Annotated in this window: 12 protein-coding genes; 7 read left to right on the top strand and 5 right to left on the bottom strand. The window is 50.7% G+C overall.

Features of this window, described 5'->3' with window-relative positions:
* Nucleotides 1-315 precede the first annotated feature (315 nt).
* Entirely contained in the window at nt 316-2,268 is a 1,953-nt protein-coding gene (locus E2566_RS11150) for an autotransporter domain-containing protein (RefSeq protein WP_107169563.1), read from the top strand.
* Nucleotides 2,269-2,314: 46 nt separating this feature from the next.
* Here E2566_RS11150 and E2566_RS11145 read toward each other — a convergent pair whose 3' ends face one another.
* Nucleotides 2,315-3,340, bottom strand: coding sequence for a LacI family DNA-binding transcriptional regulator (locus tag E2566_RS11145; RefSeq protein WP_107169562.1), 1,026 nt, complete (start codon nt 3,338-3,340; stop codon nt 2,315-2,317).
* A 485-nt stretch (nt 3,341-3,825) separates the two neighbouring features.
* On the opposite strand from E2566_RS11145, the gene ascF reads away from it, so the two are divergent.
* The 4 genes from ascF (at nt 3,826) to E2566_RS11125 (ending at nt 8,228) form a co-directional block, all read left to right on the top strand.
* The gene (ascF, locus tag E2566_RS11140) at nt 3,826-5,286 is read left to right on the top strand and encodes a PTS cellobiose/arbutin/salicin transporter subunit IIBC (protein ID WP_107169561.1); all 1,461 of its coding nucleotides are present in this window, start codon (nt 3,826-3,828) and stop codon (nt 5,284-5,286) included.
* A gap of 40 nt (nt 5,287-5,326) precedes the next feature.
* Nucleotides 5,327-6,757, top strand: a complete 1,431-nt coding sequence (locus tag E2566_RS11135) for a 6-phospho-beta-glucosidase (RefSeq protein WP_107169560.1) — start codon at nt 5,327-5,329, stop codon at nt 6,755-6,757.
* A gap of 234 nt (nt 6,758-6,991) precedes the next feature.
* Entirely contained in the window at nt 6,992-7,792 is an 801-nt protein-coding gene (gene hisN, locus E2566_RS11130) for a histidinol-phosphatase (RefSeq protein ID WP_107169559.1), read from the top strand.
* A 49-nt stretch (nt 7,793-7,841) separates the two neighbouring features.
* Nucleotides 7,842-8,228, top strand: a complete 387-nt coding sequence (locus E2566_RS11125) for a VOC family protein (protein ID WP_014915486.1) — start codon at nt 7,842-7,844, stop codon at nt 8,226-8,228.
* A 101-nt stretch (nt 8,229-8,329) separates the two neighbouring features.
* Here E2566_RS11125 and E2566_RS11120 read toward each other — a convergent pair whose 3' ends face one another.
* Nucleotides 8,330-8,947 carry a hypothetical protein gene (locus E2566_RS11120; protein ID WP_107169558.1) on the bottom strand — a complete coding sequence of 206 codons (618 nt, stop codon included), beginning with the start codon at nt 8,945-8,947 and terminating at the stop codon, nt 8,330-8,332.
* Nucleotides 8,948-9,168: 221 nt separating this feature from the next.
* A complete protein-coding gene (zinT, locus tag E2566_RS11115; protein WP_107169557.1) occupies nt 9,169-9,879 on the bottom strand; it encodes a metal-binding protein ZinT in 711 nt (236 codons plus the stop codon).
* Between the two features lie 155 nt (nt 9,880-10,034).
* Here zinT and zigA point away from each other — a divergent pair, with 155 nt between their 5' ends.
* Nucleotides 10,035-11,258, top strand: coding sequence for a zinc metallochaperone GTPase ZigA (gene zigA, locus E2566_RS11110; protein ID WP_107169556.1), 1,224 nt, complete (start codon nt 10,035-10,037; stop codon nt 11,256-11,258).
* A 629-nt stretch (nt 11,259-11,887) separates the two neighbouring features.
* The gene (locus tag E2566_RS11105; RefSeq protein WP_240618635.1) at nt 11,888-13,744 is read left to right on the top strand and encodes a rhamnogalacturonan acetylesterase; all 1,857 of its coding nucleotides are present in this window, start codon (nt 11,888-11,890) and stop codon (nt 13,742-13,744) included.
* 132 nt (nt 13,745-13,876) lie between these two features.
* Here E2566_RS11105 and aztD read toward each other — a convergent pair whose 3' ends face one another.
* Together aztD and aztC are read right to left on the bottom strand one after the other, a co-directional pair.
* Nucleotides 13,877-15,139, bottom strand: coding sequence for a zinc metallochaperone AztD (gene aztD / locus E2566_RS11100; RefSeq protein ID WP_107169554.1), 1,263 nt, complete (start codon nt 15,137-15,139; stop codon nt 13,877-13,879).
* A gap of 39 nt (nt 15,140-15,178) precedes the next feature.
* Entirely contained in the window at nt 15,179-16,114 is a 936-nt protein-coding gene (aztC, locus tag E2566_RS11095; protein WP_107169553.1) for a zinc ABC transporter substrate-binding protein AztC, read from the bottom strand.
* Nucleotides 16,115-16,120: the final 6 nt, after the last annotated feature.

The following is a 16,120-nucleotide window of genomic DNA, read 5'->3' as shown; positions in this document are numbered from 1 at the left end:
AAAGTATTTCCATCAATCCTGCCGTGTTTCCACTACTTTTTTATTCTCGTTCGACCCTGCCTGTTATTGGTGTCAATTCATGGCTAACCCTATGATTAATCAGGGTTACATAATTCTGATGATTTCCTTTCAGTTTGCTGCTTTTTGACACATTTCATCATATTTTCTTCTGCCCCCTGGTTTTGGAATGAATATTGCTGCTATTTTCCTTTCTTTAACAAAGACATGACCTGAATTAGGTTCCTCTGGCACTGCTATTGATAACGACAGCGTTCGATAGTGAAAAAGTCTATAACGAGAAAGGGAGTGGTGTTTATGTTGAAACAAGTAGCCGTTGCGGTAGGGATGGCATGTTTATGTGTACCGGTCTGGGCTTATGATTACGGCGACTATGCACGCGAGACGGTGGATTCGCTCATTAATGATTATCCCGGTCGCTATCGCGACACAGCCAATTTTGCGGGTGCGGCGGATTGGATGACGCAGCGTATGGCACCAGGCTATAGCACGGTCAGGCAGGATTTTTCCTGGACGGCAGGCGGCGCGACGCGTTCGTCACAAAACGTGCTGGCCTCTAATGTTGGGTTGAGCAGCGAATACATCATTACCGGTGCGCACTTCGATACCTTCTTTGGGCGGCCAACGCTACAAGGGTTGGATGACAACGCATCCGGTGCTGCCATTCTGACGGAAGTGGCGCGTAATTTTAGCGGCATCCAGACGGAAAAAACGCTGGTCTTTGCTGCCTTCGGTGCAGAAGAAGAGGGGCTACGCGGTTCGCGCGCGATGGTTAACGATCTGATGGCGCAAGGAACTGCGGGCGATCTGAAGGCCATGATTAACATGGACAGTATGATCACTGGCGATAAACTTTATGCTCACGCTGGCGATAACAGCGTGGCAAATCCCGCTCTGGCAAGCCTGCGTGAACAAACGCTGCGTATTGCGAATGAACTTGGCATCGATCTGTTCACCAATCCGGGGTTGAATGCCAGTTATCCGGCTGGAACGGGATGTTGTAGCGACGGCGATAGCTTCAATGCAGCGTTTGATATTCCCGTGCTCTATATGGAGGCCACCAACTGGGATATTGGCGATCGGGATGGTTATGAACAAACCACGAACCCCGCGGTGCCGGGGGGCGCGACATGGCATGATCCTACCGTTGATAACGAAGCCTTTCTGACCAGCGTGCTTGGGCAGGAACGTATCGACCAGCGCCTGCGTGACGTTTCGCGGGTGGTGACACGACTGCTGCTGGAAATCTCCAATACTGATTTGCTGCATTCAGCGTATTCCGCTGCCGCGATGCAACAGGCAATGGAAGAGAGCCTGAAGCGTCAGCGCCAGTCATTGAGTGACTTGCATAATCAGCGTTGGTTGCTATTGCAAAATACCACTCGTCGCGCGGGCACGCTGGATACGGCGATCGGAATTGAGGGCGATGTTATTCCGTCAAAGGGCTTTGACCGCGCACCGCAGCAGCGTTCTCGGCAGGCGATGGCCTATGCGCTAATGGACTATCAATTAAGTGACGGTGTCACGATTGGTGGCAGCCTAAGCCTGCTGCGTAGTAAGGATAAACTGGAGCGCAATGGACACCTTGAAAGCGATACCTGGCAAGCGGGAGTCTATGGTTTGCTGAATCACGGCGGGCCCGCCTGGTTGGGCAGCGAAGTGACGGCGGGGCGAGCGGCGATTGAATCACGCCGTTCGGTGCATCTGCAATCTGCGGGCGGTCCAGTTCTGTTGAACAACACGCTGGATGGCAATACCGAAGCGCAGTTTATCGGTGCCCGCGTGACAGGCGGTTATGACTTCCCGCTGGGTGGCCTGCGCACCGGTCCGATTGCAGGGCTGGATTACGCGCGTTATCGCATCAATGCGTTTGATGACAAAGGCAATCTGCGAACTGGCGTTCGGTATGAAAAACAGGATGTCGATTCACTGGAGGCCAGTGTGGGCTGGCGCGTGCGTGGCAACGTGGAATTCAGCAACACAATGTCGTTACAACCTTACGCGACGGTGGCCTGGGTGCGTGAACTGGCCGATGGACTCGATTCCAGTTTTACCATAAAAGATCATGTTGATGGTGCAAACCGCCGTATTGCCGTGAGAGAGCAGGATAAAAATTTCGGCAAGGCGACGGTCGGTTTGCAGTGGCTTGCCGCAGAGAATCTGAATCTGTACTCCGAAATTGGCAGCCGTTTCGGTCATCGGGATGGCGATCAAACGCGCTACAGCGTGGGCGTGCAGTGGCAGTTCTAAGTTTGTTGCCGTGAAAAACGGGGTCTGAAATGACCCCGTAGCGGATTCAAACGGGCAGGTTACTGTACGGCCCGTTTTGAACCGAGTCTCTGACCCGCAGCTCAGACAAGAACAGGTTATCTTTCGATAAGTATCCGCCGTCCAGCATCGCGATCAGGCGGTTAATCACTTCGTTGATCATATCGCTCACCGGATCTTTTACGCTGGAGAGTGATGGCTTCAAAAACGGAGCAGTGGGAATATCGTCGAACCCGACCACAGAAACATCGTTCGGTACGGCAACACCGGCTTCATCCAGCGCTTTTATCGCGCCGATCGCCATATCGTCATTACTGGCGAGAACCGCGCTGAACGATATCTGGTTATTGCGCAGGGTGCTTATGGCGAGCGAACCACAGCGCGGCGTCCATTTTCCTCTCACAATCAGTTCATCCCGCACCGCAATGTTAGCTGCTGTCAGCGCGTCTTTATAGCCGGAAAGACGTTCGATAGCGGTTGGTGAATCCAGCGAGCCGGTGATAAACGCGATGTCTTTATGACCGCGTGCGATCAAATGCTGTGTGGCGTTATAGCTGGAACCTTTGTGATCGCAGCAGATGCAGTGACTTTGGTGTCTACGCAGTTTACGGTTGACCACCATGATTGGTTGCTTGTGTTGATCGATGATGTCATCCATCTCATCCACGTTGAGAAAACGAGGGTAAATGATAATCGCATCGCAGCGTAAACCGAGCAGGAATTGAATCGCGGCGCGTTCTTCATCCGCGCTGTGTTTACCGTCGACCAGAATGAGCTGACGCCCGTTGTCTTCCAGTTTCTTAGCGGCCTGCGACAGCAGTTCGTTAAAATAGCTACCGTGATAGAGCGTGTTCGTCACCACCAAACCGATACAGGCTGACTTGCTGGTCGCCAGATTACGCGCCAGTAAATTTGGCTGATACCCCGTCTCCTCAATAGCCTGATAGACCAGCGTTTTGGTTTCTTCACTGGTATAGCCTTTGCCTGAAAGCACGCGCGACACCGTCGCTTTTGATACGCCTGCTTTCTTCGCCACTTCCTGCATTGTTGACATGGGACATCCTGAGACGTTGAGTACTCCCATCATTTTACACACTTTATATCCGTCATACTTCAAGTTGCATGTGCGTTGGCTGCGCTTAGTCACCCGAATCACTTACCTGAGTAAGCTCATCGGGATGCCTTCGCTTGCCGCCTGCCTGAAACTCGAATTATTTAGGATATGGACCGGTAGCAGGGTGATGAGTGCAGAACCGAAGCGATCGAGGGGAGTAACACGCCATTCATGACGATCGCGATCACATAAGAAAAATATTCATAACAAAATTATTGAAATTACATTGATATATAAACACTATCATGTGGAACCGGTTACCCATCGGCGTTTCATCACGTGGCATGGAGCAGGGATACCGGCATGAATAATTTCATAACCGTATGAAATTAAATAATAAATGTTCGTTAGCTAAACAATGAACTTGCGATGAGCAGTTTGTTGAAATCGGTGTAACGTGCGCGATTACGAGAGATTGTCTATCCATGTCAAAGAATTATGCGGCTGTATCCCGTTCGATTGTCGATGCCATCGGTGGTGCTGCTAACATCGCTGCGGTAACCCACTGTATGACGCGTCTGCGCTTTGTGCTGAAAGATAATGATGCGGCGAATGTGGCCGAATTGAAGGCGATAAGCGGCGTGCTGGGTGTGGTGAAAAATGATAACCAGTGTCAGGTCATCATCGGCAACACTGTCTCTCAGGCCTATGCCGAGGTGGTGAAGCTGCTGCCGGAAAGTGCGGCGGCGGAAAAAGCGGTACCGGTGAACAATAAAATTACGCTGCGACGCATCGGGGCAGGGATTTTGGATGCGCTGATTGGCACGATGTCGCCGCTTATCCCGGCGATTATCGGTGGCTCGATGGTGAAGTTGCTCGCTATGATCCTCGATATGACAGGACTGTTTGAGAAAGGGGCGTCAACGATCACGATTCTGAACGTGATTGGCGACGGCGCATTCTTCTTCCTGCCGATCATGGTGGCGGCGTCTGCGGCGGTAAAATTCAAAACCAATATGTCGCTGGCAATTGCCATCGCCGGGGTGTTAGTGCATCCGACGTTTATCGATCTGATGGCAAAAGCAGCACAGGGCCAGCAGGTGGTATTTATGGGGCTGTCGGTCACGGCGGTGAAGTATACCTATACCGTGATTCCGGCGCTGTGTATGACCTGGATTCTGTCTTACATTGAAAAATGGGTAGACCGCATTACGCCAGCGGTGACCAAAAACTTCCTCAAACCGATGTTAATCGTGCTGATTGCCTCTCCAATTGCCATCATGCTTATCGGCCCGATTGGGATCTGGATCGGTAGCGGTATTTCTGCGGTGGTGTACACGGTGCATGACTATCTGGGCTGGCTGTCCGTTGCCATCATGGGTGCTATTTGGCCGCTGCTGGTAATGACCGGTATGCACCGCGTGTTTACCCCGACTATCATTCAAACCATCGCCGAAACCGGCAAAGAAGGCATGGTCATGCCGTCTGAAATCGGTGCGAACCTGTCGCTTGGCGGTTCTTCACTGGCGGTTGCTTGGCGCACCAAAAACCCGGAACTGCGCCAGACGGCGCTGGCGGCGGCGGCCTCGGCCATTGTTGCTGGGATCTCTGAGCCCGCGCTGTACGGCGTCGCGTTACGCCTGAAACGTCCGCTGATCGCCTGTTTAATCACCGGTTTTATCTGTGGTGCCGTTGCCGGCATCGGTGGGTTGGCAAGCCATTCAATGGCGTCGCCAGGGCTATTCACTAGCGTACAGTTCTTCGATCCGACCAATCCCATGAGCATTGCCTGGGTGTTTGGCGTCATGATTCTGTCCGTCGTGATTTCCTTCTTCGTTACCTTGCTATTGGGCTTTGAAGACATTCCGGTAGAAGAAAAACTAGAAGAGAAACGCGTACAGAACGATGAGGCTTCCGCGCCGCAGCATGCAACGAACACGAATTAAATTAAGCACTAATTAGCTGAAGTACGAAGGAGAATAGCGTATGTCTGCATCAACATTTCCCAACGGGTTCTTATGGGGGGGCGCGATTGCGGCCAATCAGGCAGAAGGCGCGTACCTTGAAGGCGGCAAAGGGCTGACGACGGTAGACATGATTCCCCACGGCGTGAATCGTCTACCGGTGAAGCTGGGGCAAGAGCCGCGTTTTGCGCTGCGTGGGGATGAGTTTTATCCCAGCCACCGGGCGATCGATTTCTACCATCGCTATAAGGAAGATATCGCGCTGATGGCGGAAATGGGGTTTACGGTGTTCCGTACCTCTATCGCCTGGAGCCGTCTCTATCCGAACGGGGATGAACTGACGCCCAACGCAGACGGCATCGCCTTTTATCGCGACATGTTTGCCGAGTGCAAGAAGTACAACATGGAACCACTGGTGACGCTGTGCCATTTTGATGTGCCGATGCATCTGGTCACGGAATACGGTTCATGGCGTAACCGGAAAATGGTGGAGTTCTTCACGCGTTACGCTCGAACCTGTTTTGAAGCCTTTGATGGGTTAGTGAAATATTGGCTGACGTTCAATGAAATCAATATCTTGCTGCATAGCCCGTTTTCCGGCGCGGGTCTGGTCTTTGCCGAAGGGGAAAATCAGGAGCAGGTGAAATATCAGGCTGCGCACCATGAACTGGTGGCGAGCGCACTGGCGACGAAAATTGCGCATGAGGTTAACCCGAACAATCAGGTCGGCTGTATGCTGGCCGGCGGAAATTTCTATCCGTGGTCGTGCAAACCGGAAGATGTCTGGGCGGCGCTGAATAAAGATCGTGAGAACCTGTTCTTTATTGACGTGCAGGCGCGGGGCTCTTATCCGGCGTATACCGGTCGGTTGTTTAAAGAGAAAGGCATCACGATTGCCTCTGAGCCGGGCGATGATGATATTCTCAAGAACACGGTAGATTTTGTGTCCTTCAGCTATTACGCCTCCCGCTGCGCCTCGGCGGATATGAACGAGCACAACAGTAGCGCGGCGAACATTGTGAAGTCGTTGAAGAACCCGCACATCAAGGCAAGTGAATGGGGCTGGGGAATCGATCCGCTGGGTCTGCGCATCACCATGAACATGATGTATGACCGCTATCAGAAACCGCTGTTTTTGGTGGAGAACGGGCTGGGGGCGAAGGACGAGATTAACGCGCAGGGCGAGATTGATGATGACTATCGGATCAGCTATTTGCGTGAGCACATCAGCGCGATGGCGGACGCTATCGGCGATGGTATCCCGGTTATTGGTTACACCTCGTGGGGCTGTATCGATCTGGTTGCCGCGTCCACCGGTGAGATGAGCAAACGCTATGGCTTCATCTATGTCGATCGCGATGACCGAGGCGAAGGCACATTAGCCAGAAAGAAAAAGAAATCGTTCTACTGGTATAAGAAGGTGATTGCCAGCAACGGTGCTGACCTGAGCTAAAGGCAATAAGGCCGCTCGGTGATTCCTGCTATAGCCCCCTGACGGAGACGTCTGGGGGCTATTTTTTTCCAAAAAATGCGAAGAATGTGAATGGTGGTGGTTTACTTTTTTGCGCATAATCGAGCGTATTAATTATGAACATAACGCATAATCGAGCTATAGTGAGCAATGTGGTTTATCATCGTCAGTACTCAACAACGCTGTCAGGCCAACGCGATAGGAGGGTAAAAAACCATGAGTCAGTCGCTTCCCGATATTGCCTTTTTTCATGAACTCGCCACGCTGGCGAGTCAGGAAACGTTACCGCGTTTTCGTTCCCTTACCGCAAACCAAATCGATACGAAGCCAAAAGAGGGCTTTCGCTTTGATCCGGTCACGGAAGCCGACCGAGAGGCTGAGCGAGTCATCCGTGAGCACATCACGCGGCATTACCCCGAGCACGCGATTATGGGAGAAGAATTTGGCCTGAGCGGAGAAGGTCCGGTGCGTTGGGTTTTAGATCCCGTCGATGGAACCCGACCTTTCCTATGTGGGCTACCCGTGTGGGGAACGCTCATCGGTCTGCTGCATCATGAGCGTGCCGTGATGGGGATGATGAGCCAGCCGTTTACCGGGGAGCGCTTTTGGGCCGATGGATCACTGGCCTGGCGCAGCGATCGGCAGGGCGAAACACGCTTAAGCACGCGTAAAGGCGTGTCGCTCGAACAGGCGATTCTTCACACTACCGCGCCGGAAGCGCTGGCTATGCACCCTGCGGTTTGTTTCGCAGATCTGGCAGAAAGCACGCTCATGACGCGCTACGGCGGTGAGTGTTACGCGATGGCGATGCTGGCAGCAGGCCAGATTGATATCTGCGTGGAATTTGCATTGCAGCCCTACGACATTATTGCGCTGATCCCGATTATTGAGCAGGCGGGCGGCATCATTACCGATCTCAACGGACAACGAGCGGAAGCGGGCGGCACGGTAGTCGCGACTGGTAACCCCGAGCTACACCAACAGGTGTTAGCCATTCTGAATAGAACGCGGTCATAACCGCTTGTTTGTAAAACCAGCAAAAGACAACGGCTAATAAGGAATCATGATGAAAGTAGCACACGTGGCGTTATGGACAGCCGATCTGGCCGCGCAGGCGGCATTTTGGCAAGAATTCTTCTCCGCTCAGGTGGGGGAAAAGTATGTGAGCCGGAATCGCCCCGGTTTTGAATCACATTTTGTTCAACTGAGTGAAGGCGCATCTATTGAGCTGATGACGCTGCCGGTGCTGGCAGAAGCGTTAACCAATAAAGAAGGCTGCGGCTGGGCGCACGTCGCCATTTCGGTCGGGAGCAAAGCGGATGTCGAAGCATTAGCCAGCAAAGCGGCGGAACGCGGCATTCTGGTTGCCCAACCGCGAATGACGGGGGACGGATTTTACGAAGCGATCGTCAGCGACCCTGATGGTAATCTGATTGAGATAACGTCAGACTGATACGGAAATCATTTTGTATGCGGCACGCACAGCATTCATTCGATCGACAACATAGCGCGATGTTAATTTACGCTGGTGCGTGCTTTGGCTACGTTAATGACTCAATCTTCCCAATGGAACAAGGCATCGAACTGTGTAAAACCGCGATCCGTGAGTACCGTCGGTACGCGAGTTCCAGTAGGTAGTCGTGCGGTTAACTGCACCTTATAAGCGCGAATAAGCCCGCACTTTTCCAGTTCTGATTGAACCTGCTGGCTCAATGCAATAACGGCAGGCGTCTCCAGCCTATCGAGCATTTCCAGTTCTGGAAGCGCCTGAGACCCTCCGCGCGCGTGCCAATTTTTCTCACTCTCCATAAAAACGAAGTAAGGCGACAGGCGGCTCAGTAAGACGGTTAACCCGGTGTGTTCTTCACCACAGCGAAGCGGACGTTTGACGTCAAAATCCGGCGTGTTCTTATAAAACCAGGCGTCGACAAAAGAGGCATAACCAGAACCGTAATGATTCCATTCGATTCTCGATTGGGTATTGGTCAGACGCATAACCTGTGCACAAACGCCTTTAAAATGTTTATCGATCAACGTTTCATCATTGCTTACCCAGGGATATTCATCCGAAATACACTGCGATACGGGGTGTAAAAGAAGACGCGTGATTTCGTGTGACGAAAGCAGCGGCGAGACGGTGTGATGACTTTTACTTGCTGAACCACGTGCCATTTTTCGCTCCTTAAGTAATGGCTTAGCTTTTACAACAAACCGCATACATTTCCGAATACGGCAAACGCTTGCTGCATCTATCTTAACATTCTAATTTAGGAACTTGCTGTCTGGTTGGAGAAAGAAAAGGAGGGCAGGAAAATCGCTTCATTCTGGAGGCAGATCGGTAAGGCATAGCCTGAAAATGGGCGATGCCTTCCGGTTCGGGAATTCAACGGCTATTAATGATGCAGCAGCTCATCAACAACCTGATCGCTGGTGAGCTGATATGGGTAGTAAGTTGGCCAGTTGTCCATTTCTTTGAGGATCTCTGCTTGCGACGTATTTCCCATAAAAATATGGAAATGGGCGGATTTGCGCGGCGCAATGGTGTGATCGCTGAACTGAACGTATTTAGGTGCTTTTGACTGAGCATCTTTACATTCAAACAGATAGCGAACGCCTTTTTTACCCGATACATAGGTCAGTATCTTATACCCAGAATAGTCGTAATGGCATGAGGCCACTTCACCCTCTTTGTGGAACGTCATGACGCCATTGTCGACTTTTATTTCTGACACATCAGTGGCGTAACCTTTGCGGTAATAATCTTTAACTTGTTCAAATGTTTTGCTTTTATCCTGCTCATCCTTCTTTTTAAAAACAGGGTCCATCTCACCCGATAGCATAATCGGGTTGACCGATTGCCACATTCCTTCCCAGTCGGTAAGCGCTCTGTCTTTCACATCGCTGTCATTGAAAACGCCATTGGATGCTTTCTTTTCGATTTCGGTCATAGGTTCGCCATGTGAATGAGCGTGAGTATGACCATGAGAATGGCTATGCGAATGATCGCCGTGCGCGGCAACCTGACAGGTTACGAAGAAGGCTCCCAGAGCCAGTGCAAGTTTCTTAATATTATTAGACAAAGCAAAATCCTCAATGATTTTCATGGTTGAGTTGTTATGTTATAACATATCATTAAATGCATGGAAAGATTATCGCTATGGGTGTTCAAAAACGAAACATTTGTGGTGATAAATCATTCCAAAGTGGAACCGTAAACACGTAAACGACCTTGAATTTGAATCATCAGAGAGTGTGAAATATGGCTGACGTTGTAGCTAGACAGAAATCAGAGGCAAGATTACCCGTAACCGTTCTATCCGGCTTTCTCGGCGCGGGGAAGACCACGTTGCTTAACCATATTCTGAATAATCGTGATGGCCGACGCGTCGCGGTGATCGTTAATGACATGTCAGAAGTGAATATTGATGCTGCCCTGGTGAGGGAGGGCGGCGCTGAGCTGTCACGGACGGACGAAAAACTGGTGGAGATGAGCAACGGTTGTATCTGTTGCACGCTGCGTGAAGATCTCCTGCTCGAAGTCAATCGGCTGGCGAAAGAGGGGCGTTTTGATCAGTTGGTTATTGAATCAACCGGCATCGCGGAGCCGCTTCCTGTCGCGGAGACATTCACCTTTGCGGGTGATGATGGCGAAAGCCTTTCTGAAGTGGCTCGTCTGGATACCATGGTGACTGTTGTCGATGGGTATAATTTCTTAAACGATTATGCTTCGGTGGACAGTATCCATTCACGCGGAGAGTCGTTAGGAGAGGGGGATGAGCGTAGTGTTGTGGATCTGTTGATCGACCAGATCGAATTCTGCGATGTGATCATCCTTAACAAAATCGATCTTATTGATGTGGCTCAACAACAGAAGCTGGTTGCGATTATTCGTTCACTGAATCCGAGCGCGAGAATACTTCACGCCGAGTTTGGGGCCGTGCCGTTGAACGAGGTACTCAATACGGGATTATTTGATTTCGACAAAGCAGCACAAGCTCCTGGATGGCTGAAAGAGCTACGCGGTGAACATACGCCTGAAACTGAGGAATATGGTATCGCCAGTTTTGTGTTCCGCGCGCGTCGGCCTTTTCACCCTGCTCGCTTTGCGCAAGTCATGGAGAGTTCGCTCGCTGGGGTTGTCAGATCCAAAGGCTATTTCTGGTTGGCGAGCCGCCCGGAATATGCTGGATCATGGTCTCAGGCTGGAGGCGTGGCGCGTCAAGGGCTGGCTGGTTCATGGTGGGTCAGTGCGCCGAAAGAAAGGTGGCCGACAGATAGTGAGTCGCTTGATTATATTCGTTCCATTTGGGTGGATGGCGTGGGCGATGCGCGGCAGGAACTGGTGTTTATCGGTATCGATATGGATGAGCACGCGTTGAGAACTCGTCTGGATGCCGCACTGTTGACGGACAAAGAAATGGCCGAAGGTCTGGCGGCGTGGATATCTTATCCTGATCCGATAGAGCCTTGGTTTGCGTCATAAACGTGCGGGAAAGGTAAAAAAGGCCTGATTTTTTCAGGCCGCGAGAGGATTTATCGTCCCCGTACGTTTCGAGGACGATAAGTTGATCGATGAAAAACGGCATTATTGTGGTGCAGAAATATGCGAGCCCGTTTAGCACGCAGTGGCTGAGCCAGAGTAACCCTTTTCCACAACGCTCAAGGCGTATTCCAGCTTGAATTCGGAAGGAGATATTCATTTTATTTTCTTAGTTATGAAGTCGATTATTAAATTTTCGCTTAATAATAACAATCATTTTATTATTAAGGCCGAAAAACGATTATTTAAAATAAAAATAGCCTTCATGAATAGTGATTGACATGGAATTGCCAACCTCATTCATTGGAATGCGGAAATGAAAAAGGTGATGGTCGGTCAACTGCCAAGTCATATTCCATTTCTACCAAAAATAGTCATTACACACGCAAGCGGTAGCACGGTGAATACCGTAAAACACGAAATATTGGATAGCAGTCTACTGAAACACGTCTACAACAACATGAAAAATAGGAAATATCTATTTTTAGTGATGCTCGCCACATAATAATAAACTATATCGTGAAATATTACGGCGTACTCTGACTGCATGAATACACTGATGAATGACCACCATGAATCAGCATAATTATTTTGGCAAAATGTTAATAGCGGTAGCCAGTGTGGTCATTGATGACAATACAATTAAAAAAAGGAGAGAATATTACATGAAGTATCCTGCTTTATTTGGAGCGCTAGCTCTGAGTGTTTTCGTTAATGCCTACGCAGCGGGCGGTAATGGGGATTCCTCGATAGTGAGTTATTCCAATTCGCAATCTAGCATGAGCGCCAGTAAACCGAGCAATCAAAAAGCCGTCACGATCCACATGCTTGGTGACTCAACGATGACACACTATACAGATGCCCGTAGACCGCAAATGGGATGGGGTGAAGCGATGCCCCAATTCTTCAATTCAAACGTCACCGTTAAAAACTGGGCGCTTGGCGGGCGTAGTTCGCGCAGTTTCTTTTATGAAGCCACGCGTTGGCCAGAGATCTTGCCTCAAATTCAGGCTGGCGATTATGTCATTATACAATTTGGGCATAATGACCAAAAAACGGACGCTAGCTATGCCGCATACGGTACTTATGCATATTGTAGCGATGGAACAACCGAGGGGGAGACGTGTGCAGGTTCGCCGGATGCGATTGATCCGACAGTAGATAAATCTGAGCATTCGTACTATCAATTTTTGAAAAGATATATCACTGCGATTAAAGCGAAAGGCGCATACCCCATTCTGATGACGCCGATTGTACGCAAATACTTTGAAGGCACGACGATCAAACCAGAAGGCCGCCACAATGTGGGTGTCAAGAACGGCGAGATCTATGAACGTGGCAATTACCCAGCAGCGATGAAAGAGGTTGCCACCAAATACCATGTGCCGATCGTCGACCTCACGACGGAAACCAAAACTATCGTAGAGGCTTACGGTGATGCGGCAGCCAAGGCAAATTTATACATTGCGGCGGATAGTACACACCCACAAATTCTGTTCGCCAATTTGATTGCCAAGCGCGCCGTCGAGGGAATGTCCAGGTTGGGCATCTTGAAGAATTACATGGTGTCTGTTACTTCGCTGATCGCCAGCCCGAACCCTCTTGCATGGGGTACACGCTACACTGGGGTTGCGACGATTAAGGCGATGACGGTTTCCGCCTTCGATCTGACCCCGGATCTGGGCACGGTGACGGTTCAGTCTCCTTCTACGAATTTTGAACTGTCGTTCGATCAAACGGCGTGGAATTCGTCACTCAACATTCCATACACGAATGGTTCTTTTACAAAAACAGTATACGTCCGTTTCACGCCATCCGATGCCGTAGATTACAACAAGGTCATCTCGTTTACTCTCGGTTCGTCTACTATCGGTTCTCTAGCCGTATCGGGCAAGGGAGTGCTGGCGGGAGCAGGTCTTGATTCTTACGCGTCTTGGTTTAGCACGGGTTCATCCCTGGCACCTACCACTGATGGAACACTGACGGCAACGGATGCCACAGTAAGCAATCTAAGGACGACAACGACCAAAGTGATGGCAGTCGATGGTCAAGATACGAGCGTAGTTCGCTATGTAGTAGATACCTGGACATCGCGTGACAATACAAAATATCTGCAATTCATGGCAACACCGACAGGTTCGTTGAACGCTAACAAAATATCAATGCATTACGCGACAAGCGGCGGTTCGACAGTGCAAGCCGATATGGAGTACTCGACCGATAACATCAAGTGGACGCGCCTCAATGGGAGTAAACCCTTGTCTTCAGCGAAGGATGTGATGACATATGTGGAGTATGATAACCTTGCCGTTCAGGTACCATCAGGCAAATCCCTGTATATCCGTATCTATCCGTGGAACACGGCAGGTACAGCGGGTAAATCCCTCGCGTTGTATGGCGTGAAGGTGACAGGTAAAGTCTCCCGGTAAGAAAACGTGATGAAAAGGTCGTAGCCATGCGGCAACTTTTCAGACCGGTGGACAGCGTCGAAAGCCCGCATGTTTCGCGGGCTTTCTTCATGGTGTCTAGCCCCCCAGCTAAGCTGGGGTTCCGTTTAGATCTTAATGCTGATGGTCATGGGAATGGCCATGCTCATGCTCATGGTCGTGGGAGTGACCGTGTTCATGCACTTTTCCTGAACCGCCAACGGCAACAATATTGAAAGGATGTCCCTGTACCGTAATCGCACTGGTTTCTTTCAAATCCGCGGCGTTCAGCACGTGAACTTTGCTCTTCAGAGGGTCGGTAATGTAGATGTTATCTGCCGCAACTGCGATGCGTGGACGCGGATCATTCCAGTGACCGTCCATAGAGTAGGGCTCCGTGACGCGCACTGATTTGGTAATTTCCCCTTTCAGCACATCAACCTGATTTAACTTGCCATCTTCCGTAAAGACGTAGGCGAACTTCGGACGTACCGGGTCGACGGCAAAATGTACGCGGCGGGTCGGTAGTTGCACCAGGCGGAAACTTTGGGCTTCGGTTGGGTCGATAAGCACAATGCGATCTGGACCATAGTTACCGATGAAATACTGCATACCTTTGCCACCGATAAGTGTGGAGACGCTGCCTTTCGGTAATGTGCTGGAGTAAGGCAGATGGCGTATTTCAGGCGTCTCGCCTTTCTGAGTGATCAGCAACAGACCCGTTTCGCAGGACAGGGCGTAAGTGTCACCGGAACCGGCAGAGCCATGCAGACCTGGGCAGGCCACATTGTCGCCGACAATTTTACTGTCTAGGCTAATCACTCGAGCACCGATCGGGCGTTTGGACGCGTCTTCTGGGTTCGGAACAGAGACAACGGCATGGTTGTCATATGGCACGGCAACACCATGATGTGGTGCGCTGACGAACACGCGTTTCGCGTCATTGATGCCATCTAACGCCGCGGCTTCGCTATAGACCATCGTATAACGTTCACCGTCAAACCATTGAGCAACCTTACCCTGACGCTCAACGAAATGGCCCGGTTTGCCGCCGGTTAGCTGAGTTTTCAGTAGTTTGGGTTCATCGATGTCAATATCTGCGTGATCGCCGTGATCGTGAAACGAAATCCCCGAGCCGATCATCGATACGGTGCCTGCGCTGCCCTGAACGGCATACACTGTAGCACCGCTTTCACTGCGATAGAGCGCCGCGGGTCCTTTCAGGGCGAAGGAAGTCAGTTTGTCACCATCAAGGGCATCAATCACATTCACCACGGGTTTATCGTGATCGGCGACGAAAAGACGCCAGGCGGTAACATCCTCTTCTGCCGCCATTGCTGAGCCAACTGAGCTTAGCAAAAACGCTGAAATGGATAGTGATAATAAACGCTTTTTCATGTGGTTCTCCATTATAAAATAGTCTGGATTAGGATGAAATCAGGGGACATGCTTGTCGTCGGCCAGCGCTGACACGATGGTGTTGACGTTATGCTGCATCATGTCGATATAGCTCGGTGCAGGGCCGGAAGGCGCGGAAAGCGCGTCGGAATAGAGCACACCTGAGACGGATAAACCGGCTTCGGATGCAATTTGTTCCACCATCCGTGGGTTTGAAATATTCTCAGCGAAAACCGCTGCGGCATGGTTTTTCTTTATCTCGCGCAGAATGCCGGCGACATCTGCGGCAGAGGCTTCAGACTCGGTAGAAATTCCCTGAGGGGATAAGAAGTGAATACTGTGCTCATGTTCGAAATAACGAAAAGCATTGTGACCGACCACGACGGTACGGCGCGATTCCGGGATACGGGCTAGCGCGTTATTAATGTTTACGCCAAGTTTGGTCAGTTTTTCCTCATAGGTTTTGGCGTTCGCCTGATAAGTCTCACAGCCGTTTTTATCCGCTGCGCAAAACGCGGCGGTGATGTTCTTTACGTAGATATGCGCATTGGACAATGATTGCCAGGCATGAGGATCGAAAGGCGCAGCGTGGAACACGGCTTTGCCATTGTAGAAATGGTAATGACCACCAGCGGGGTCGCGAATGATCTCTGCGCCGTTTGTCGCTTCAATGACCGGAGCCTTACTCTCACTGGCCTGAATTAGCCGGTTGATAAAGCCCTCGAACTGTAATCCATTGATTAAAATCACGTCAGCTTTGGCCATTGCAATCGCATCCGCCGGGGATGGCTCATAGACATGCGCATCGCTATTGGGGCCAACGAGGGTACGTAATTCAATGCGATCCTGACCGATATTTTTCGCCATATCGCCAAGAATGGAAAAGCTGGCGATAACGTTAAGTCTGGCGCTGGCCTGTAACGAGAACGACAGGAAAAGCAGGGCGGCGACGCCAAGCGTCGTGGTAATTCTCATGATGAT

The sequence above is a fragment of the Pectobacterium punjabense genome (genome assembly GCF_012427845.1).
GTDB classification, from domain to species: domain Bacteria; phylum Pseudomonadota; class Gammaproteobacteria; order Enterobacterales; family Enterobacteriaceae; genus Pectobacterium; species Pectobacterium punjabense.
Note: the sequence above shows the minus strand (reverse complement) of the source record. Positions and strands in the feature narration are given on the sequence as shown.

What these genes read in the sequence shown, in the direction of transcription:
- ascF (WP_107169561.1), top strand. Translation starts at nt 3,826, where the DNA reads ATGTCAAAGAATTATGCGGCTGTATCCCGTTCGATTGTCGATGCCATC.
- E2566_RS11120 (WP_107169558.1), bottom strand. Translation starts at nt 8,947, where the DNA reads ATGGCACGTGGTTCAGCAAGTAAAAGTCATCACACCGTCTCGCCGCTG.
- E2566_RS11135 (WP_107169560.1), top strand. Translation starts at nt 5,327, where the DNA reads ATGTCTGCATCAACATTTCCCAACGGGTTCTTATGGGGGGGCGCGATT.
- zinT (WP_107169557.1), bottom strand. Translation starts at nt 9,879, where the DNA reads ATGAAAATCATTGAGGATTTTGCTTTGTCTAATAATATTAAGAAACTT.
- E2566_RS11125 (WP_014915486.1), top strand. Translation starts at nt 7,842, where the DNA reads ATGAAAGTAGCACACGTGGCGTTATGGACAGCCGATCTGGCCGCGCAG.
- E2566_RS11105 (WP_240618635.1), top strand. Translation starts at nt 11,888, where the DNA reads ATGAATCAGCATAATTATTTTGGCAAAATGTTAATAGCGGTAGCCAGT.
- hisN (WP_107169559.1), top strand. Translation starts at nt 6,992, where the DNA reads ATGAGTCAGTCGCTTCCCGATATTGCCTTTTTTCATGAACTCGCCACG.
- E2566_RS11150 (WP_107169563.1), top strand. Translation starts at nt 316, where the DNA reads ATGTTGAAACAAGTAGCCGTTGCGGTAGGGATGGCATGTTTATGTGTA.
- aztD (WP_107169554.1), bottom strand. Translation starts at nt 15,139, where the DNA reads ATGAAAAAGCGTTTATTATCACTATCCATTTCAGCGTTTTTGCTAAGC.
- aztC (WP_107169553.1), bottom strand. Translation starts at nt 16,114, where the DNA reads ATGAGAATTACCACGACGCTTGGCGTCGCCGCCCTGCTTTTCCTGTCG.
- E2566_RS11145 (WP_107169562.1), bottom strand. Translation starts at nt 3,340, where the DNA reads ATGTCAACAATGCAGGAAGTGGCGAAGAAAGCAGGCGTATCAAAAGCG.
- zigA (WP_107169556.1), top strand. Translation starts at nt 10,035, where the DNA reads ATGGCTGACGTTGTAGCTAGACAGAAATCAGAGGCAAGATTACCCGTA.